The organism is Enterococcus sp. AZ197 (assembly GCF_050556405.1).
GTDB lineage: Bacteria > Bacillota > Bacilli > Lactobacillales > Enterococcaceae > Enterococcus > Enterococcus faecalis.
The window spans coordinates 1,524,286-1,542,757 of sequence record NZ_CP187873.1; the positions used below are offsets into that span (position 1 = coordinate 1,524,286).

Consider the following 18,472-nt stretch of genomic DNA (forward strand, 5'->3'; position numbering starts at 1 on the left):
TACCTTTTTTACATCAATTTGTTTTTAATAACATGTAAATTTTATGTTAAGTTTGTAAATTTTGTGTTAAGAGAATTATTTAATGACATTTCCTTGCCAATCCCGTTCAATTTCCATTTTCGAAACAGGAATATACCCTAATTGACCAATCACACGTTCTTGGATATCATCTGACAACATAAAGTCTAAAAACTCTTTGGTTAAATCACTTGGATTTTTACGAGTGTACATGTGTTCATAAGACCAAATAATCCATTTATTGTTCATTACATTTTCATCTGTTGGCTGAACACCATCAATACTTAACGTAGCTACTTCATCAGTAACATATGAAAATGCGGTATAACTAATCGCTCCTGGTGTATCAGAAACAATGGAACGAACCATGCCGCTGGAATCTTGTTCTTGCGCACGAATGGCTGTTTTATCTCCCAAGACCCACTTTTCAAAAGTAGCGCGCGTACCACTACCGGCCGCTCTATTCAAAATAACAATTTTTTGGTCTTTCCCGCCAAGTTCTTTCCAGTTTGTTACTTCACCTAAAAAGATTTTCTTTAAATTTTCCATTGAGATATCTTTGACACCGACATTTTTGTTAACGATTGGTGTAATCCCAACGACAGCAACTTTATGATCAATTAAGTCTTCCGCTTTGATGCCCTTTTTCTCTTCTGCAAATAAATCAGAATTACCAATGTCTACCGCGCCAGATTGGACTTGACTCAGACCTGTTCCGCTTCCGCCACCTTGGACATTAATAAATCTTCCCGGATTTTGGCTTTGATATTCCTCACTCGCTGTCTCTACTAATGGTTGTAAAGCTGATGAGCCTACCGCTGTGATGGATTCACCACGATCAATCCATTTTGCACATCCTGTCAAAGTAAGTATACTTGCCAAACCAATAAATAATAGCAATCTTTTTTTCATCGATTCATTATTCCTCCAATTAATTTCAATCTATTCTATTTTACCATTATATGTAGGACTTGAAAATTATAAGTTATCAATTTGTTGGTACAACTGAGAAAACTCTTAAATTAAATAACAAGTATTTTAAAACTAAAACAAAAAAAACTCTCCAAAATGGAGAGCTTTTTTTCGTTTAAATTTTCAAGAAACGACGCATTGAAATAACTGAACCTAGTGATCCAATAATCATTCCTGTTGCAATCATTAATAGATTGACTTTCCAGATAAAATCTTCTGGACGAATTAATGAATAATTCGAACGCAATAATTGCGGGTTAAACATGTTATAAACTTGATGGTAGCCTAACGTCATAATAATGACTGGCACGATTGCGCCAATCAACCCAATCCAGGCGCCTTCTAAGAAGAACGGCCAGCGAATGAAACTGTTTTTCGCTCCTACAAGACGCATAATTTGGATTTCTTTTTGACGAGATAAAATCGTAATCCGAATGGTATTGGAAATTAAGAACACTGCAACGAATAAAAGTAATGCAGCAGCTGCTAAGCCCCAAGTTCGAACGGTTTGAGCGATTTTAAAGATTTTGTCTGAGTTTACACCACCGTAATCGGCTTTAAAAACACTTGGGAATTTAGCTGCTTGTTTCGCAATATCTTTCGTGTCTTCTGGTGTTTTTGCACGGACATAATACACGTCGTATAATGGGTTACTGTCGCCTTCGAAAAGATTCCAGGCATCCCCCATTTGTTCTTGGATTTTTTTCAATTGTTGATCTTTGTTTGAATAAGAAATATCTTCAACATTGTCTAATCCTTTAAGTTGTTTTTCTAATGTTTTCATTTCATTTTGTTTTGTACCAATATCGACAAAGACAGACACTGTCACGTTTTTTTCGATATCATCAGCAAGTTTCGTTGCATTAAAAATAACGCCCATAAAAATACCAACTAAAACTAATGTAATTGTAACCGCACTTGCTGAAGCAACAGTCATCCAACCGTTCCGTTTTAAACTTTTGATACTTTCAAATAAATGAGAAAAGAATGTTCTAATCATCGTAGCCGTATTCTCCTTCCACTTGGTCACGGATAATGCGACCATTTTCAATGGCAATAACACGGTGACGAATCGTATTTACAATTGTACTATTATGCGTTGCCATCACGACTGTTGTTCCTTGTGCGTTAATCCGGTCCAACAATTTCATGATTTCCCATGAATTCTCTGGATCTAAGTTCCCAGTTGGTTCATCGGCAATTAAAACTTTCGGTGTATTTACGATTGCTCGTGCAATGGATACCCGTTGCTGTTCCCCACCAGAAAGTTCGCTTGGAAAAACACGTACCTTATGTTTTAGACCGACTAAATCTAAAACTTCCATCACGCGTTTTTTGATTTCGCGAGGACGTCGTCCGATAACTTGCATCGCATAGGCCACGTTCTCATACACAGTTTTCTTTGGTAATAGTTTATAGTCTTGGAAAACGATGCCGATTTCACGACGTAAATAAGGAACTTCTTTATTTTTTATTTTCATTAAATCATGACCTGCAACTGTCAAATTACCTTTTGTTGCTTTTTCTTCACGATACATTAATCTAATAAAGGTTGATTTCCCTGCACCTGAGGGACCAACCACATAGACGAACTCGCCTTGGTCAATCTCTACTGAAATATTCCGAATCGCTGTTGTACCATTCGAATATTTCTTCATTACATCTTTCATTTCAATCATGGCGTTCTCTCCATCTCTTTTTTCTTCAATCCTACTTATTATAACATGTGAATATTGCAAACTTCTTGCATTAAGTTACATTTTTATTTCAATTTAATGAAGAGCTTAACGTAAGCGCTGTTTTAAGTAGGCATCAATGAAACCATCAAGGTCTCCATCCATCACAGCTTGTACATTGCCGGTTTCGTAATTTGTCCGATGGTCTTTGACCATTGAATACGGATGGAACACGTAAGAACGGATTTGTGAGCCCCAGCCAATTTCCATTTGTTCACCACGTAAACTTGCTGCTTCTTGGGCTTTCTTTTCCATTTCCAATTGATATAATTTGGCTTTTAACATACTCATTGCTTGCTCACGGTTTTTTAATTGAGAACGTTGTGCTTGGCTTGCGACAACGGTGCCTGTTGGAATATGTGTGATTCGAACAGCCGATTCTGTTTTATTAATATGTTGACCACCGGCACCACTTGCTCGATAGGTATCAATTTTTAAGTCATCTGGATTGATCGCAATCTCTATTGTATCGTCTAATTCAGGCATTACATCAACTGAACAAAACGAAGTATGACGGCGTTTGGCGGAATCAAAGGGCGAAATCCGCACAAGACGATGGACACCTTTTTCAGATTTTAGGTAACCATAAGCATTGTAACCTTTGATTAATAAGGTGACACTTTTAATCCCTGCTTCATCTCCAGCTTGGTAATCCAACGTTTCAACTTGGAAACCGTGACTTTCTGCCCAACGTGTGTACATTCGTAAAAGCATACTTCCCCAATCTTGTGATTCAGTACCACCGGCACCAGGGTGTAATTCAATTAGGGCGTTATTATGATCATATGGCTCATTTAGTAGTAAGGATAGCTCATACGTTGTTAAACGTTCTTGCAAGAGATGAATTCTTTCTTCCAATTCTTCTTGAATCTCTGCATCATATTCTTCTTGTTGTAATTCAAACATCACCGTTAATTCGTCAAGTTCCTCAGAGAGCTGATGAAATTGTTGATATTTTTCTTTCAAACTATTGGTTTCGTTAATTAGCTTTTGAGCCGTTTCTGTGTTGTCCCAAAAACCAGGTTCTCCCATCCGATTTTCCGCCTCGGCAATGTCTTCTTCTAACTGGTCTAAGTCAAAGAGACCTCCTGAAGCTAGTAATTTTTTGTGTCATTTCGTCTAATAATGTACGAATTTCTGGGTTTTCCAAAATGATTCCTTCTTTCTCTTTATTGTAAAAAGAGCAAAGGCGGGACAAATTGCCCCACCCTGCGTTTTTTCTTTAATTAAGCGTTTCTTCCATGACAATTTTTGAATTTTTTGCCACTTCCGCATGGGCATAAATCATTACGGCCCACTTTTTTATCTACACGCACAGGTTGACGCTTCGCACTTGTGTTGCTTTGTGCAGCTGCATCTTGTTCTGTTTCTGGATGTTCCGCTTGTCCTTGAGCTACTTGCTCACGTTGGACATTTTGGCGAATTTCCGATTTCATGAATAAACGTGTTACTTCATATTCGATTGAACCCACCATATTGTTATACATAGAATAACCTTCTGTTTGATATTCTACTAATGGGTTGTTTTGACCGTACGCACGTAAGCCGACAGATTGGCGTAATTGATCCATTGCATCAATGTGATCTGTCCATTTAGTATCGACAACACGCAAGATGACTACTTTTTCAAATTCTAGCAATTGTTCTTGGCCATTCAATTGTTGAGATTTTTCTTCAAATACTTCTTGCGCACGTGCCACTAAGTAGTCTTTGATTTCTTCAGCTGATTTATTTTCTAAATCTTTTTTAGAAATCGTATCTTCATGGACAAGTGTTGAGGCTGCAAAATCGACAATCCCATCTAAATTCCATTCTTCTTTTTCTAATTGTGTATGGCTATCCACCACTCGGCCAATCGTCCGTTTTACCATGCCCATCAATACATCAGACAAGTCATTTTCTTCCATAATTACTTCTTGTCGTTGCGCATAAATAACTTCACGTTGCTCGCGCATCACGTCATCGTATTGTAAGACATTTTTACGTGTGTCATAGTTATTTCCTTCCACACGTTTTTGAGCAGACTCTACTTGGCGAGTAAACATTTTACTTTGAATAACTGCATCTTCTTCTTGCACATTCATTCGTTCTAAGAATGTTTTAATTCGTTCTGAACCAAAGCGTTTCATTAAGTCATCTTCTAAAGATAAATAAAATTGTGAAACCCCTGGATCCCCTTGACGTCCTGCACGTCCACGCAACTGATTATCAATACGACGTGACTCATGACGTTCTGTCCCGATAACTGCTAGACCACCTAGTTCAAGTACACCTAAACCAAGTTTAATATCCGTTCCACGACCAGCCATATTTGTTGCAATTGTAACTGCGCCTTTTTGACCGGCATTCATAATGATTTCGGCTTCTTTAAAGTGATTTTTCGCATTTAATACTTCATGAGGAATTTTAGCTGCGTTTAATTTATCAGAAAGTAATTCTGACGTTTCTACCGCAACAGTCCCCACCAACACTGGTTGCCCTTTGTGGTAACGTTCTTTAATATCTTCCACCACTGCATTAAATTTACTTTCTAAGGTTGGATAAAGTAAATCTGGACGATCGTCACGGATAATTGGACGATTGGTTGGGATTTGAATGACTTGAATATTGTAAATTTCACGGAATTCTTCTTCTTCTGTTTTAGCAGTACCAGTCATCCCGGCTAGTTTTTTGTACATCCGGAAGTAGTTTTGGAACGTAATCGTCGCCATTGTTTTTGTTTCATCTTCAATTTCGACGCCTTCTTTTGCTTCAATCGCTTGATGCAAGCCATCAGAATAACGACGACCATCCATGATACGACCAGTAAATTGGTCAACAATTAAGACTTTATTGTCTTGAACCACGTAATCAATGTCTAATAACATGATATAGTTTGCCCGTAACGCTTGATCTAAATGGTGCGTTAATGCTGTATTTTCAATATCGTAAAGGTTATCCAATCCGAAAGTTTGTTCAGCTTTTTCAATACCTGCTTCTGTTAAACCAATTGTTTTAGACTGAATATCAATTTTGTAATCTTCGTCTTCTTTTAAGCGTTTGACAAAATTATCGGCACGCGTATAGAGTGCTGTCGATTTTTCAGCTTGTCCAGAAATAATTAATGGGGTTCTTGCTTCATCAATTAAGATTGAATCCACTTCATCGACAATTGCATAGTTTAATGGACGTTGAACCATTTGGCTGCGATAAACAACCATGTTATCACGCAAATAGTCAAATCCTAATTCGTTATTTGTACTATAAGTGATATCACAGTTATACGCTTCACGTTTTTCATCAGAAGATTTAGAGTTAATGTTTAAGCCAACGCTTAAGCCTAAGAAATTATATAATTCTCCCATTTCGTTAGAGTCACGGGTTGCTAAGTATTCATTAACTGTAACAACGTGTACTCCTTCGCCAGATAGTGCATTCAAGTATACAGGCATTGTGGCAGTCAAGGTTTTCCCTTCACCTGTTCTCATTTCAGGGATGTTCCCGTCATGAAGCACAATCCCACCCATTAATTGGACACGGTATGGGAATAAACCTAGTACTCGTTTAGCAGCTTCACGGACAACCGCAAACGCTTCTGGTAATAGTTCGTCTAAGGTTTCCCCTTTTTGATAACGGGCTTTAAATTCATCTGTTTTTTCACGTAATTGTTCATCGCTTAGTTGTTCCATTGCACTTGCATGTGCATCAATTTTATCGGCGATTTTTTCTAATCGTCTTAATTCTTTTTTATCGTTTTCAATCATTTTTTTCAAAAAATTTGCCATTGGTATCTGTGTTCCTTTCAATTACCTCTTTTTATTTTTGTATCCTTTTTGTACAAGAAGCACAATCTATCCGTTTTATTTTATCATTACTTGACGAGAAAGAAAACCATTTCTCTCTATTTTGCAGACATTTTCCTTTAAAAGATGAACTTTTAAAGTTATTTTATGTATTTCTTTATTTTTTCTTTACTCCGTGCTTTAAAGATGTTTAAAGAGCTGAAATGCACGAAGGCATTTCAGCTCTTATTTTAAGCTTTAGTCTGTTTCAATCAAGCCATATTTGCCATCTTTACGACGGTAAACAATGCTTGTTCCATTTGTTTCAGCATCTTCAAAAATAAAGAAGTTGTGTCCTAACATGTTCATTTGTAAAACAGCTTCTTCACTGTCCATCGGTTTTAATGATAGACGTTTTGTACGAACGATGTCTAATTCTGAAGGTGTTTCTTCTGTTTCTTCACCAACTAAGAAGACAGCGGCTTTTGTATTGTTACGTCCTGTTTCACGAGATTTTCTGTTGATTTTTGTTTTAAATTTACGAATTTGTCGTTCTAATTTATCGACAACCAAATCAATACTTGCGTATAAATCAGGTGACGTTTCTTCAGCTCGTAAAACTAGATAAGGAAGAGGAATAGTAACCTCGACTTTGGCTGTTTTTTCAGTGTACACTTTCAAATTCACGTGAACCGTTGCTTCAGGTGAATCGCTGAAATATCTTTCTAATTTACCGACTTTTTTCTCAACATAGTCTCGAATCGCTTCGGTTACCTCGATATTTTCTCCACGTACATTATATCTAAACATAACAATTACCCCTTTCATCTACCAGTAAAGAAAAGATTAAAGGACCACTCTTTAATTCCCTTCTTCTTAATCTCATTATATCGAATAATCTGGGTTTTGCCAACAAAATAGTCATCAAATTTATGAATTCTTTTCTTTTTACCGCGCGAGAGTAAACGTATTCAAACTTTTAGGATAACAGTCATTGATAACAGCAGCTGCGTGGAAAAGAGTTCGTCCAGTGGTATAGATGTCATCCACCAAAATAATAGAACAATTTTTTAATTTTTTTTGGTTTTCTTTTTGGATGGCAAATGGTTGTTGCAACTGCATCCTTTCCTTTCTAGTTTTCTTAGATTGCGGAACATTTTCCTCTTTTCTAATTAAAAAAGGGCTGTACGGAACATCAGCCGCTTCTAGTAAGCCAATTACTTGGTTGAAGCCTCGTTCTTGCATTCGCTTTTCGGATAAGGGCACCGGAATAATATAGTCCGCAGATTGTTGCTGAAAGTAAAAGTTGATTTCCTCGTTAAAACACATTCTTAAGCGATAGTCTCCTTGAAATTTATAGCGTTCCATCCACTCTTGCATTCCTTCATCATAATGAAACAACGCTGCATTATGAAAAGAATACTCTGGATAAAGCAGCTGCCACCTTTGACAATCAAAACAATAGCGCTCTTGGCTGACGCGACTACAGCCAAAACAAGTGCCTGTCATTGGCAGTTTCTGGAACTTTGCTTGGCAGTGCTGGCAAAGTGAAGGCCTCGCCCATTTTTTAAAACGTAAGAGCATTTTTAATGTTATCTCCAAACGAATGAGGCTTGCGCAATTTTTACAATCCATCTAACATCCCTCGTTTGCTAGCCAAGCGATTCATTTGCTTTATTTGCCGAATTGCCTCTTTCATGTCTCTTGTTTCCCCATCATGTAAAAATAAAACTTCGCCGTAATTGAATTCTTGTCTTCGATCGACTCGGCCCGCAATTTGGACAAGTGTTGAAGAAGTGAAGACTCGATGATTGGCACCATAAACAATAACTGAGACTGCATCAAAAGTCACACCACGTTCTAAAATGGTTGTAGTGATCAAAATATCCGTTTTCTGCTGACGCATTGCTTGAACTTTTTCCAGGCGAAGCTCATCACTACCATAAACGGCGACAACTTCTTTGTCGGAAAATCGCTCAGCTATTAATGCATGCAATTGGTGAATTAATGAAATGCTTGGGCAAAATAGTAAAACTGAATTACGCACCAATAAACGTTTCAAATGATGTGCAATGATTTTAATATTTTTGCTAGAAAGACGTTGCCACGACTGAACCCAAAATCGGCGTGGCACAGGTAATGGCCTACGATGATATCTTGCTGGCAAAATACTGGCTGCTAACTTCTTTTGCTGTAAAAGCTTCCGCAATTCTTTCGTAGGCGTTGCTGTTAAGTACACCAAGCTACTTCTTTTTTTTCGTGCGTTACGCACTCCATAATAAAGATGCTCGTTATTAACAAAAGGAAAAGAGTCGACTTCATCAACGATAAGTAAATCAAATGCTTGATGGAATTTCAATAATTGATGGGTGGTGCAAATCACTAGTTTCGTATAACGATACGGTTCTTGACTGTTTCCATGAAGTAAAGCAATTGCTTCATGAGGAAAAACCGCTTGGATTCTGGGAAACAGTTCTAAGCAAACATCGACACGCGGCGAAGCCAGCGCAATCCGCCCCCCTTCTTGTAAGGTTTGGTGTAAAACAGCAAATAACATTTCTGTTTTGCCTGCACCTGTAACTGCCCACACTAAGCGATTCTCTCTTGCTTTTGCTGTCTCACAAAGTTCAACCGAGATCGCTTGCTGTCCCTTTGTTAATTGTCCAGACCACTCAAAAAAGACAGTTCTTGGGCTATTGAGCCTTTCTGGTAAATGACAAAATTTTTGACAAGAAGTCACACGGCCTAATTGAATGCATGCATGACAGTAGTATACATTTGTCGCCAGTCTGTTTTCTTTTTTGGATACGACTTCCCCGCACCGCTGACATTGAATTGTTAGGGGGGAACGCTCTAACATTGTTGGTAAATAAACCAGCTTTGTCTGTATTGAACGTTCTGTTTCTTCAAGAATTATTTTACGTCCATGCAAATCTTCCATGTTAACCACCTCATTTATAAAATACGCATTTCTCCAGCTTTTTTGCGAAAAAAAAAAGACAAGTTGCTTTTTCGAAGATTCTCGAAAAAACAACTTGTTTTTACTCTTTTTTATCTGCTTGTGCTAACAAACCCAAGGCTTGTTCCAGCACTTTTTCCCCGTTCATTAAGCCGTAATCAGACATGCTAATGACATCTGTTGGGATACCTTTTGGTGATAGACGCTTTTCAAAATCACTCTTCATATAACGAACTTGTGGACCTAACAATAACACATCGACTGGATTATTTTCTAAATTTGTTTCTGCTTCCGATGCAGAAGCCGCAAATATATGGGCATCTAAGCCTTGATTAAATGCTGCTTTTTGCATTTTTGTAACAAGTAAACTAGTACTCATTCCTGCGGAGCAAACTAACATAATTGTTTTTTTTGACATTTTAACAGCCCCTTTTACCATTGCCTTTTTCAATTTTCAACATTATCTATTAAAAATATTATAGTGTAAAGTTAATTTTTGTCAATCATTCTTGTTTTTTAAAGCGGATACAATCTTGGTTTAAACGTACCATGCTGACTTCAGCAATTTATTAAATACCACATATTCTTTTTCCAAATTCACTTGAACTACTTGGTAACTCGCATTCAACCAACCATAAGCGCCCTTTTCTGGATGCTTATAATCGTTCGCCCACCAATCGACATCTGTCTTAGCAGTTTTTGGTAAACCAGAATGAGGGAATAACAATTCATCAAACTGGGTAAAGGTCAAGGTAACTTGGGAACCGCCATTCGTTTTCAAATAATGAGTAATTGTATCATATTTTTTCTGTCGTGTATGTACCATTTTCCAGCGCCTCCCTTTTCTCTATCATACCTTATTATAACGTTTTTTTCCAAAAATCTCACAAAAAAGATGAGAGAAAAAGTTGCTATTCAGTTGATTCTTTTTTATACTGACTTTATTACGAGAGAAAAGGATGCCCATATGTTAGAAAGCTATATTACAGTCAAACAAGATGGTTTCAGCGAGATTGAAATCAAGAAATCGCGGTTTATCTGTTCTGTAAAGCGCGTAACATCAGAAGAAGAAGCAAAAGCCTTTATCGCCGCAATAAAAAAAGAACATTGGAAAGCCAATCATAATTGTAGTGCTTTTGTGATCGGCGAAAAAAATGACATTCAGCGGAGCAGCGATGACGGCGAACCTAGTGGCACTGCTGGTGTTCCAATGCTGGAAGTCTTAAAGAAAAAAGAGTTAATCAACGTAGTGGCTGTTGTCACTCGTTATTTTGGCGGAATAAAATTAGGCACTGGTGGTTTAATCCGAGCATATAGTCATGCTCTTTCCCACACTTTAGATGAAATTGGTTTAGTCATTGGCAAATTGCAACAAGAGCTATTGATTACGATCGCCTATCCTTTATTAGGAAAAGCCCAAGCCTTTTTAGAACATAGTCCCTACACGCTTAAAGAAACTATTTACACAGAGTCTATTCAGTTAATTTGTTTAGTAGATGAACAAGCAACAGAAACATTTATAGCTGAAATGACGGATCTACTTAACGGCCAGTTGACAATTGAAAAAGGCGCAACAAGCTATCACGAACTACCATTTAACGAAAAAGGAGCACAAGCAAATGACATTTGAAGAAGTATTGCCACAGATTAAAGCAGGAAAAAAAGCCGTACGTAAAGGCTGGAGCGGTTTTGAACTTTTTATTGAATTACGTGATGAAATTGGCACCTCCGAAGGTGAATTTTTACAAGTTACCCCGTATTTTTTAATCAAAACTTCTGATGAAGGCTACAGCATGTTTTCACCAACACCTTGTGATGTCTTAGCAGAAGATTGGGTGATTGTTGAAGCATAATTACACACATAAGGTCTGGCAGATTACGGCGATTGCTCGTTCTTCCAGACCTTAATTTTTAAATGTTTAAAGGAGTTTTTCTTATGCCAAAAGAATTTGAAACAAAACGGGTGCTTGTAACTGGTGCAGCTTCAGGGATTGGCCAAGCACAAGCAATTGCCTTTGCTGAGCAAGGTGCTGAGGTTATTGGCATCGACCTAGACGAAACGGGGTTAAAACAGACAGCCGCACTGGTTAATCCAGATTCTACTAAGCCATTTACTTATTTTGTCGGTGATGTGTCTTCTCCCTCATTTGTGCAAGCCACGATGAATCAAATTGTGAAAGACAACGGCCAAATTGATATTTTATTAAATACGGCAGGTATTTTAGATGATTATCGTCCTTCTCTAGAAACTTCGGAAGCTTTATGGGATCAAATTTTAGCAACCAATTTAAAAAGTGTCTTTTTAGTGACCAATGCTCTATTACCTTATTTCCTCCAACAAAAAAAAGGAGTAATCGTTAACATGGCATCTATCGCTGGCTTAGTAGCTGGGGGCGGCGGCGCAGCGTACACTGCCTCTAAACACGCAATCATCGGGTATACAAAACAGCTTTCCTACGATTATGCCAAATTAGGCATTCGAGCAAATGCGATTGCGCCAGGTGCCATCCAAACACCCATGAACGCAGCTGATTTTGCAGGAGAAGGTGAAATGGCTGCTTGGGTAGCACGTGAAACACCCGCGGGCCGTTGGGCACAGCCACAAGAAGTAGCAAAACTTTCATTATTTCTAGCTAGTGATGACGCTGATTATATCCATGGCACAGTTATGACCATTGATGGTGGTTGGACCATGAAATAAAAAGACTTTACAGAGTGTCTGTTCTTCAGTAACATGTAACACAGTGAGGCAACTCACACCATAACACTTCAGTTGGCTTTGCTGCCCTTCCTTTGGTTATGGTTATCACTAAAACACGTCGTTGTTTTATAAAGGAGAATCTTAAATGAATCATTCATCAAATCCACAAACCAGTACGTGGTCAGCTACGGCGTTGGCTAAAATGGCGCTGGTTACCGCTTTGTATGTCGTTGTCACTGTACTTCTCGCTCCGCTTAGTTTTGGTCCGATACAGCTTCGTCTTGCCGAATTATTTAATTATTTAGGCGTTTTTAACAAGCGATATATCTGGTCCATTACGTTAGGGGTTGCGATTGCCAACACCGCTTCGCCTCTTGGTATCATCGATATAGTCATCGGTAGCGCTGGAACGTGCGCAGTCTTATGGATTGCCTATTTTGCGACAAAAAATCAGCAAAATTTATTGATTAAACTAATGCTGACGGCCATTCTTTTTGCTTTGTCCATGTTCACTGTCGCCGGACCCTTAACGTTCTTTTATCAGTTACCTTTTTGGTACACATGGTTGACCGTTGGACTTGGTGAACTTCTTTCAATGACCGTCGGCGGTATCCTGATTTACGTATTAAATAAAAAAATACAGCTTGCAAAACGCATCGAAGAATAAAAAAGCGCTTGGGATTTAAACCCCAAGCGCTTTTTAGCACTATCCTTTAGGTTGAATGAAGTCTGCTTGCCATTTTCCAAGAGATGGATTGTAATCAAAATACCAAAGTTGTGAAAAATATTGTTTTTGATGCTTGTATCCCGATAAAACACGACCGCTTTGAGTATCTTCCTCGTAGTCAATACAAGAAAAATGAAGCATCAGTGAAAAACTGGTTTCACTAATAGGATGATAATTCGAAGCTGGCGCTACTTTCACTTTTTTTACATGATTTCTGATGCCCGCTTGTTGATTTTCTTGTAATACTGCAAGATGTTTTTGATAAAGTTTTTCTGTATAGTTATCTTTGACTACAGACAAATTTTCTTGATCCCACGCTTGTTGTATTTCTAAAAACGTTTGTTGTATTTCTTTTAAGAGTGCCTTTTTTTCTTTTGATATTCCAGGTAATGCTGCCCACATTTCTTGAAAAGCGCCTTCATCGACTGGTTGATTTCTACGGCGTCTTTGCCAAATCATCGCGCCCCCAAAAAGAACAAAAAACACTGTTGAAATTAAGCCTTCCAGTGGCGTTGTGTTGCTGTTCCCGGTCTCGTTATGATGAACATAACTTCTTGATCCATCACCGCTTGGCGAAAAACTATTCGAGGGATTACCTCCGCTAGGACTTTCTACACGTCCGCCGCCATAGCCACCAGCTACAGCCGCCGCTTGATTAGGCCATAAACAAAAGGCCATGGCACAGCCCACAAAAACCAAAATTAACTTTCTCATTCTCTCACCTTTCGACCCCTTCAAACCAACAAATGAATAAATAGACGCAGAATACTAAACAAAGCGCCAAGATTAACAATGATTAATAATACCTTCAGCCATCTGCCATATGGTTGTACTGATTGATAACTTCGTTGATAAATACTCAAGCCAAACAGGACCGCTGGCCACATAAATATACTAGATCTTGGGCCAAACGAATTACCCTCGCCCAAAAAATTCACATGAATGGGCACATGAGCTGGTAAATCAGGATAAACCACCGCACTTAATAACAGTAAACCGACTGCCAAGACACTTGTAACAATAAACAACCGCTGACTAACTTTTTCAATCTGCTTGTTTCTCATTATCTTAGCTTTCTCCTTTAGTTTAATGATGGATATACTTTCAGTTTATGCCTCCCTATCTGAATTTGCAATAAAAAAAAGACAAGGAAACATTCGATTAAATGTCCTTGCCTCTGTTTTTGAAAATCCTAAATCAAGCCTTTCACACCTATATCTTTTCGATAGTACATTCCAGGAAATGAGTAATTATCCAATGTTTGATAAACTTTTTTGTGGGCTTCTTCAAGAGTCGAAGCAGTTGCTTCTGCTAAAAAGATTCGTCCGCCAGCCGAAACCAGAGCCTGTTCTGAACGAGTTACCCCTGCATAATAGATGGTTTCACCAGACATTTCTGGCAATGGTAGATTTGTCTTGTATTGATTAGGATAGCCTTCTGCTGCTACAACAACACCAACACTCGCTAACTCATTCCATGCAATCGTTGGTTGCTCTTTCGCCAGCAATGAAGAAATTATTTCTGAAAGGGGACTCTCTAAACGGGCCAACACAACTTGTGTTTCTGGATCCCCAAATCGAGCATTAAATTCAATAACCTTGGGGCCAGTTGCTGTTTGTATTAAACCAGCATATAAAATCCCTTGAAACGGACGTTTTTCAGCCACCATTCCTTTAGCAGTCGGTTTCAGGACTTGGCTAATGGCTTGCTGAACCGCTTCTTCTGGAATCTGAGGCACTGGTGTGTAAGCGCCCATTCCCCCTGTATTCGGCCCAGCATCCCCATCGAAAATCCGCTTATGATCTTGAGCAATCACCATCGGATATACCTTCTCATTAGAAACAAAAGCCATTAAGGAAAATTCTTCTCCTTGCAAAAATTCTTCGATTACAACCGTTTGACCGCTTACTCCAAATTGTTGGTCCTCCATCATCGCAACTAGCGCCCGTTTTGCGGCTGCTTTTGTTTCGGCAACTACTACTCCTTTTCCAGCTGCCAAACCATCCGCCTTAATAACAATTGGTACTCCTTGCTGTTCAATATATTCTAAGGCAGGTGCCAAACGTCGAAAGACCCGATATTCTGCCGTTGGAATCTGGTATTTTTGCATAAAATCTTTCGCAAAACTTTTTGAACCTTCAATTATTGCAGCTGCTTTTGTCGGGCCAAAAATCAGTAATCCCGCTGCTTGAAAGGCATCTACAATTCCTTCAATTAATGGCGTTTCCGGTCCGACGAATGTCCAATCAATCTGATTATCCTTCGCAAATTGAATTAGTTCCGTTTGCTGCTCTTCACTGATAGGTACAGTCCGAATATTATCACCACTCATACCAGGATTACCTGGTGCACAATAAACAGTCTTGACTTTGTTTTCTTGCTGTAATTTTTTGGCGATTGCATGTTCACGACCACCACGCCCAATCACTAATATATTCATCGGTTTCTCCTTTAAAAATTAATGTTTGAAATGACGAGTCCCAGTAAAAATCATCGCAATACCATAATGATTCGCTAGATCGATTGATGCTTGGTCTTTAATGCTCCCGCCTGGCTGAATAATTGCTTGAATGCCATGTTGTGCAGCATATTCCACGCTATCTGCCATAGGGAAAAAGGCATCACTTGCTAAGACGGCCCCTTGTAATTTTCCAGCTGCTTGGGCTTGATCAACTGCAATTTTTACTGAACCAATTCGATTCATTTGACCAGCGCCAATCCCCACCGTTTGGCTTTTATTGGCTAAAACAATAGCGTTTGATTTTACATGCTTGACTGCTTTCCAAGCAAAGTTCAATGCGTCTCTTTCAGCTGGTGTGGGTTGGCGCTCTGTAACTACTTGCCATGCTTGGTCATTTTCAACAACTGTATCTTGTTCTTGAATTAATAACCCGCCCATAACAGAAACTAATTCCGCCGCTTTTTTTTCTTGAGCATGAAAATCTAACGTTAACAAACGAAGATTCTTTTTCTGAGACAACAGTGCCAGAGCTTCTTCCTCAAAACTAGGCGCAATAATTATCTCTAAAAAGATTTGATGCATTTCAGCCGCAGTCGCTTGGTCCACTGGACGATTCAAAACAACAATGCCACCAAAAATTGAAACTGGATCTGCTTCAAATGCCTGACGATAGGCTGCCAAAATCGTTTTTCCTGTTCCAATTCCACATGGGTTCATATGTTTAACAGCGACGACCGTAGGTTCTGTAAACTCGCTAGCAATCCGGAGTGCTGCATCAGCATCTCGAATATTGTTATATGACAGTTCTTTGCCATGAAGTTGTCGAGCGGAAGCAATGGATAATGATACAGGTACAACGGATTGATAAAAGGTGGCTTGTTGATGGCTATTTTCGCCATAACGCAATGTTTGCTTACGTTCATAAGTAAGCGTCTGTTTCTCTGGTTCAGTTTCACCCACTTGCGTCGTTAAATAGTCAGCGATAAGCGCGTCATAAGCAGCGGTATGACGAAAGACTTTTGCTGCTAATCTTTTTCTAGTGGCTAACTGGCTAGTTCCAGTGCTGCTAATTTCACTTAATACCTGTTCATAATCACTAGGATCAACCACTGCTGTTACGTCTTGATAATTTTTTGCCGCTGAACGTAACATGCTAGGACCGCCAATATCAATCATTTCAATCGCTTCTGCTTCAGAGATCGCTGGTTTTAAAATTGTTTCTTTAAATGGATAAAGATTCACTACTACAAGGTCAATAAAGTGAATGCCTTGTTCAGTCAGTGCTTTTTGATGCGTTTGGTTTCCCCTTTTTGCCAAAAGTCCGCCATGGATATTCGGATGTAACGTTTTGACACGGCCATCTAACATTTCTGGAAAGCCAGTGATGTCGTCAATAGCAAGTGTCGGTACCCCCGCTTCTTCCAAGACAGTCCTTGTTCCCCCAGTGGAGATAATTTCAAAGCCATTTGCAACTAAGCCTGCTGCAAATGTTGTCACTCCTGTTTTGTCTGAAACGCTAATCAATGCTCTTTTGGTCATTTCGTTGTCTCCTTTACAATTTGTGAAATTATTTTTGGGTACCATTCGTGCTCAAGAGCATGAATTTTCTCTGCTAATGTGTCCAATGTATCTTCAGTATCAATCTTGGTGGTTGTTTGGAAAATAATCGGTCCTGTATCAACCCCAGAGTCAACATAATGGATAGTGATTCCTGTTATTTTCACTCCATAATGAAATGCCTCTTCAATTCCGTGAAGACCTGGAAAACTAGGTAACAGAGAAGGATGAATATTGACGATTCTCTTTGGATAAGCCTCCAGTAAAGTCTTGCCGATAATTCTCAAATAACCAGCTAACACGATTAAATCGATCTGATGCTCTTTTAAATGTTTCAATACTTGTTCTTCATACTGCCCACGAGATGGAAAATCAGATGGTGAAAAGCAAACAACGGGAATCTTGCGTTTTTTGGCACGGGTCAATACATAGGCTTCAGGCTGGTCACAAAAGACTAAGCTCAACTGCCCTGCGATTTTTTTCTGGGAAAAAGCTGCAGCAATCGCCTCAAAATTGCTACCATTGCCAGATGCAAAAACAGCTATCTTCATAAGGCTTCCTTAAAAATAACGGCTTTCGTTTTCCTAGGTACCAAACGACCAATTTCAAAAGCTTCTGGCAAAAGCTCCTGAACTTTTTCAACATGCTCTGGACTCACCGCTAAAATCATCCCTAAGCCCATATTGAAAATTTCATACATTTCTTCAGGTGGAATTTCACCGTATTTTTGAATCAATTTAAAAATTGGTAGCACTGGCCAACTATTTAATTGAATCTCTGCAGCTAATGAGGAAGAAAACATTCTTGGTAGATTTTCTAAAAACCCGCCGCCAGTAATATGCGCAGCCCCATGCACGAGTCCTGCTTTTAACAATGGCAATAATTCCTTCACATAAATTTTTGTTGGTGTTAATAATTCTTCCCCTAACGTTTTGGGTGCCAATTCTGGAAGCTTGTCCGTTGTTTTAAACGAATGTTTCTTAAAAAAAACATTTCTTACTAAAGAGTAACCATTAGAATGAAGACCACTTGAAGGAAGACCAATCAAGAAATCGCCTTCTTTTACGTTACTTGGAGTCAAGAGTTGACTTTTCTCAGCAATACCCACGGCAAAACCAGCCACGTCATAAGCATCTGCTTCATACATATCAGGCATTTCAGCTGTTTCGCCCCCAATTAAGGCTGCATTCGCCTCACAACAGCCAGTCGCAACACCCGTAACAATTGCTTCAACTTTAGCTGGATTAACGGTCCCTAACGCTAAATAATCTAAAAAATATAACGGTTCGGCGCCTTGTGCGACGACATCATTGACACACATTGCTACACAATCAATTCCGATTGTCTCGTGTTTCTGTTCTTCAATTGCCAAGAGTAACTTTGTGCCTACGCCATCCGTTCCTGATACCAAAACTGGTTCTTTAAGCTTGTAACTACTTAAATCAAAACAACCACCAAAACCACCAAGCATACCCAACGTTCCCGTCCGTTGTGTCTTTTGGCTATGCTTTTGAATTCGTTCCACTACTTCGTATCCTGCCTCAACATTTACGCCAGCTTTTGAATAGGCATTTTCCATG

The 18,472-nt window shown here is 38.9% G+C and carries 20 protein-coding genes; 4 read left to right on the top strand and 16 right to left on the bottom strand.

Annotation, left to right across the window (positions count from 1 at the left end; genetic code table 11):
- Positions 1-75 precede the first annotated feature (75 nt).
- From IGK82_RS07475 to IGK82_RS07520, 10 genes are all read right to left on the bottom strand, one after another.
- Positions 76-930 (bottom strand): phosphate ABC transporter substrate-binding protein PstS, encoded by an 855-nt coding sequence (locus IGK82_RS07475; protein WP_002357298.1) that lies wholly within the window; start codon positions 928-930, stop codon positions 76-78.
- Positions 931-1,105: 175 nt separating this feature from the next.
- Complete coding sequence (ftsX, locus tag IGK82_RS07480; RefSeq protein ID WP_002364071.1) at positions 1,106-1,990, bottom strand: permease-like cell division protein FtsX; 885 nt, start codon at positions 1,988-1,990, stop codon at positions 1,106-1,108.
- Positions 1,983-2,669 carry a cell division ATP-binding protein FtsE gene (gene ftsE / locus IGK82_RS07485; RefSeq protein ID WP_002361935.1) on the bottom strand — a complete coding sequence of 229 codons (687 nt, stop codon included), beginning with the start codon at positions 2,667-2,669 and terminating at the stop codon, positions 1,983-1,985. The genes ftsX and ftsE overlap by 8 nt, the downstream gene beginning before the upstream one ends.
- 105 nt (positions 2,670-2,774) lie before the next feature.
- A protein-coding gene (prfB, locus tag IGK82_RS07490) for a peptide chain release factor 2 (protein ID WP_113843894.1) occupies positions 2,775-3,876 on the bottom strand; the annotation gives its coding sequence in 2 pieces (ribosomal slippage) (positions 2,775-3,803 and positions 3,805-3,876; 1,101 coding nt in all).
- Positions 3,877-3,952: 76 nt separating this feature from the next.
- Positions 3,953-6,490, bottom strand: a complete 2,538-nt coding sequence (gene secA, locus IGK82_RS07495) for a preprotein translocase subunit SecA (protein ID WP_002381826.1) — start codon at positions 6,488-6,490, stop codon at positions 3,953-3,955.
- Between the two features lie 255 nt (positions 6,491-6,745).
- Positions 6,746-7,297 (bottom strand): ribosome hibernation-promoting factor, HPF/YfiA family, encoded by a 552-nt coding sequence (hpf, locus tag IGK82_RS07500; RefSeq protein WP_002357293.1) that lies wholly within the window; start codon positions 7,295-7,297, stop codon positions 6,746-6,748.
- 138 nt (positions 7,298-7,435) lie between these two features.
- Positions 7,436-8,122 (bottom strand): ComF family protein, encoded by a 687-nt coding sequence (locus tag IGK82_RS07505; protein ID WP_016622387.1) that lies wholly within the window; start codon positions 8,120-8,122, stop codon positions 7,436-7,438.
- The gene (locus IGK82_RS07510; protein WP_025194129.1) at positions 8,112-9,428 is read right to left on the bottom strand and encodes a DEAD/DEAH box helicase; all 1,317 of its coding nucleotides are present in this window, start codon (positions 9,426-9,428) and stop codon (positions 8,112-8,114) included. Before IGK82_RS07510 ends, IGK82_RS07505 begins: the two co-directional genes overlap by 11 nt.
- A 100-nt stretch (positions 9,429-9,528) precedes the next feature.
- Positions 9,529-9,864, bottom strand: coding sequence for a PTS sugar transporter subunit IIB (locus IGK82_RS07515; RefSeq protein ID WP_002360150.1), 336 nt, complete (start codon positions 9,862-9,864; stop codon positions 9,529-9,531).
- A 120-nt stretch (positions 9,865-9,984) separates the two neighbouring features.
- Positions 9,985-10,272 (bottom strand): DUF7662 domain-containing protein, encoded by a 288-nt coding sequence (locus IGK82_RS07520; protein WP_002357286.1) that lies wholly within the window; start codon positions 10,270-10,272, stop codon positions 9,985-9,987.
- A 141-nt stretch (positions 10,273-10,413) separates the two neighbouring features.
- Here IGK82_RS07520 and IGK82_RS07525 point away from each other — a divergent pair, with 141 nt between their 5' ends.
- The 4 genes from IGK82_RS07525 (at position 10,414) to IGK82_RS07540 (ending at position 12,814) form a co-directional block, all read left to right on the top strand.
- Entirely contained in the window at positions 10,414-11,076 is a 663-nt protein-coding gene (locus IGK82_RS07525; RefSeq protein ID WP_002357285.1) for a YigZ family protein, read from the top strand.
- On the top strand, positions 11,066-11,299 hold the full coding sequence (locus IGK82_RS07530; protein WP_002357284.1) for a DUF2829 domain-containing protein: 234 nt from the start codon (positions 11,066-11,068) through the stop codon (positions 11,297-11,299). The genes IGK82_RS07525 and IGK82_RS07530 overlap by 11 nt, the downstream gene beginning before the upstream one ends.
- Positions 11,300-11,361: 62 nt before the next feature.
- A complete protein-coding gene (locus IGK82_RS07535; protein ID WP_016622385.1) occupies positions 11,362-12,147 on the top strand; it encodes a 3-oxoacyl-ACP reductase in 786 nt (261 codons plus the stop codon).
- A 145-nt stretch (positions 12,148-12,292) separates the two neighbouring features.
- Entirely contained in the window at positions 12,293-12,814 is a 522-nt protein-coding gene (locus IGK82_RS07540; RefSeq protein ID WP_010708718.1) for a QueT transporter family protein, read from the top strand.
- A 39-nt stretch (positions 12,815-12,853) separates the two neighbouring features.
- Here the strand turns inward: IGK82_RS07540 and IGK82_RS07545 are convergent, their stop codons facing one another.
- The 6 genes from IGK82_RS07545 to purM all read right to left on the bottom strand — a co-directional run bounded on the left by IGK82_RS07545 (position 12,854) and on the right by purM (position 18,471).
- Positions 12,854-13,588 carry a TIM44-like domain-containing protein gene (locus IGK82_RS07545; RefSeq protein ID WP_430605074.1) on the bottom strand — a complete coding sequence of 245 codons (735 nt, stop codon included), beginning with the start codon at positions 13,586-13,588 and terminating at the stop codon, positions 12,854-12,856.
- A 20-nt stretch (positions 13,589-13,608) separates the two neighbouring features.
- A complete protein-coding gene (locus tag IGK82_RS07550; RefSeq protein ID WP_010709481.1) occupies positions 13,609-13,938 on the bottom strand; it encodes a DUF1648 domain-containing protein in 330 nt (109 codons plus the stop codon).
- 128 nt (positions 13,939-14,066) lie between these two features.
- The gene (purD, locus tag IGK82_RS07555; RefSeq protein WP_016622383.1) at positions 14,067-15,314 is read right to left on the bottom strand and encodes a phosphoribosylamine--glycine ligase; all 1,248 of its coding nucleotides are present in this window, start codon (positions 15,312-15,314) and stop codon (positions 14,067-14,069) included.
- Between the two features lie 18 nt (positions 15,315-15,332).
- Positions 15,333-16,919: a bifunctional phosphoribosylaminoimidazolecarboxamide formyltransferase/IMP cyclohydrolase gene (gene purH, locus IGK82_RS07560; protein ID WP_370456974.1), complete on the bottom strand. Its 1,587-nt coding sequence runs from the start codon at positions 16,917-16,919 to the stop codon at positions 15,333-15,335.
- Positions 16,871-17,443 carry a phosphoribosylglycinamide formyltransferase gene (gene purN, locus IGK82_RS07565; protein ID WP_016616312.1) on the bottom strand — a complete coding sequence of 191 codons (573 nt, stop codon included), beginning with the start codon at positions 17,441-17,443 and terminating at the stop codon, positions 16,871-16,873. The genes purH and purN overlap by 49 nt, the downstream gene beginning before the upstream one ends.
- A complete protein-coding gene (purM, locus tag IGK82_RS07570; protein WP_016622382.1) occupies positions 17,440-18,471 on the bottom strand; it encodes a phosphoribosylformylglycinamidine cyclo-ligase in 1,032 nt (343 codons plus the stop codon). The genes purN and purM overlap by 4 nt, the downstream gene beginning before the upstream one ends.
- Position 18,472 lies beyond the last annotated feature (1 nt).

What these genes read in the sequence shown, in the direction of transcription:
- IGK82_RS07475 (WP_002357298.1), bottom strand. Translation starts at nt 930, where the DNA reads ATGAAAAAAAGATTGCTATTATTTATTGGTTTGGCAAGTATACTTACT.
- ftsX (WP_002364071.1), bottom strand. Translation starts at nt 1,990, where the DNA reads ATGATTAGAACATTCTTTTCTCATTTATTTGAAAGTATCAAAAGTTTA.
- ftsE (WP_002361935.1), bottom strand. Translation starts at nt 2,669, where the DNA reads ATGATTGAAATGAAAGATGTAATGAAGAAATATTCGAATGGTACAACA.
- secA (WP_002381826.1), bottom strand. Translation starts at nt 6,490, where the DNA reads ATGGCAAATTTTTTGAAAAAAATGATTGAAAACGATAAAAAAGAATTA.
- hpf (WP_002357293.1), bottom strand. Translation starts at nt 7,297, where the DNA reads ATGTTTAGATATAATGTACGTGGAGAAAATATCGAGGTAACCGAAGCG.
- IGK82_RS07505 (WP_016622387.1), bottom strand. Translation starts at nt 8,122, where the DNA reads ATGGATTGTAAAAATTGCGCAAGCCTCATTCGTTTGGAGATAACATTA.
- IGK82_RS07510 (WP_025194129.1), bottom strand. Translation starts at nt 9,428, where the DNA reads ATGGAAGATTTGCATGGACGTAAAATAATTCTTGAAGAAACAGAACGT.
- IGK82_RS07515 (WP_002360150.1), bottom strand. Translation starts at nt 9,864, where the DNA reads ATGTCAAAAAAAACAATTATGTTAGTTTGCTCCGCAGGAATGAGTACT.
- IGK82_RS07520 (WP_002357286.1), bottom strand. Translation starts at nt 10,272, where the DNA reads ATGGTACATACACGACAGAAAAAATATGATACAATTACTCATTATTTG.
- IGK82_RS07525 (WP_002357285.1), top strand. Translation starts at nt 10,414, where the DNA reads ATGTTAGAAAGCTATATTACAGTCAAACAAGATGGTTTCAGCGAGATT.
- IGK82_RS07530 (WP_002357284.1), top strand. Translation starts at nt 11,066, where the DNA reads ATGACATTTGAAGAAGTATTGCCACAGATTAAAGCAGGAAAAAAAGCC.
- IGK82_RS07535 (WP_016622385.1), top strand. Translation starts at nt 11,362, where the DNA reads ATGTTTAAAGGAGTTTTTCTTATGCCAAAAGAATTTGAAACAAAACGG.
- IGK82_RS07540 (WP_010708718.1), top strand. Translation starts at nt 12,293, where the DNA reads ATGAATCATTCATCAAATCCACAAACCAGTACGTGGTCAGCTACGGCG.
- IGK82_RS07545 (WP_430605074.1), bottom strand. Translation starts at nt 13,588, where the DNA reads ATGAGAAAGTTAATTTTGGTTTTTGTGGGCTGTGCCATGGCCTTTTGT.
- IGK82_RS07550 (WP_010709481.1), bottom strand. Translation starts at nt 13,938, where the DNA reads ATGAGAAACAAGCAGATTGAAAAAGTTAGTCAGCGGTTGTTTATTGTT.
- purD (WP_016622383.1), bottom strand. Translation starts at nt 15,314, where the DNA reads ATGAATATATTAGTGATTGGGCGTGGTGGTCGTGAACATGCAATCGCC.
- purH (WP_370456974.1), bottom strand. Translation starts at nt 16,919, where the DNA reads ATGGTACCCAAAAATAATTTCACAAATTGTAAAGGAGACAACGAAATG.
- purN (WP_016616312.1), bottom strand. Translation starts at nt 17,443, where the DNA reads ATGAAGATAGCTGTTTTTGCATCTGGCAATGGTAGCAATTTTGAGGCG.
- purM (WP_016622382.1), bottom strand. Translation starts at nt 18,471, where the DNA reads ATGGAAAATGCCTATTCAAAAGCTGGCGTAAATGTTGAGGCAGGATAC.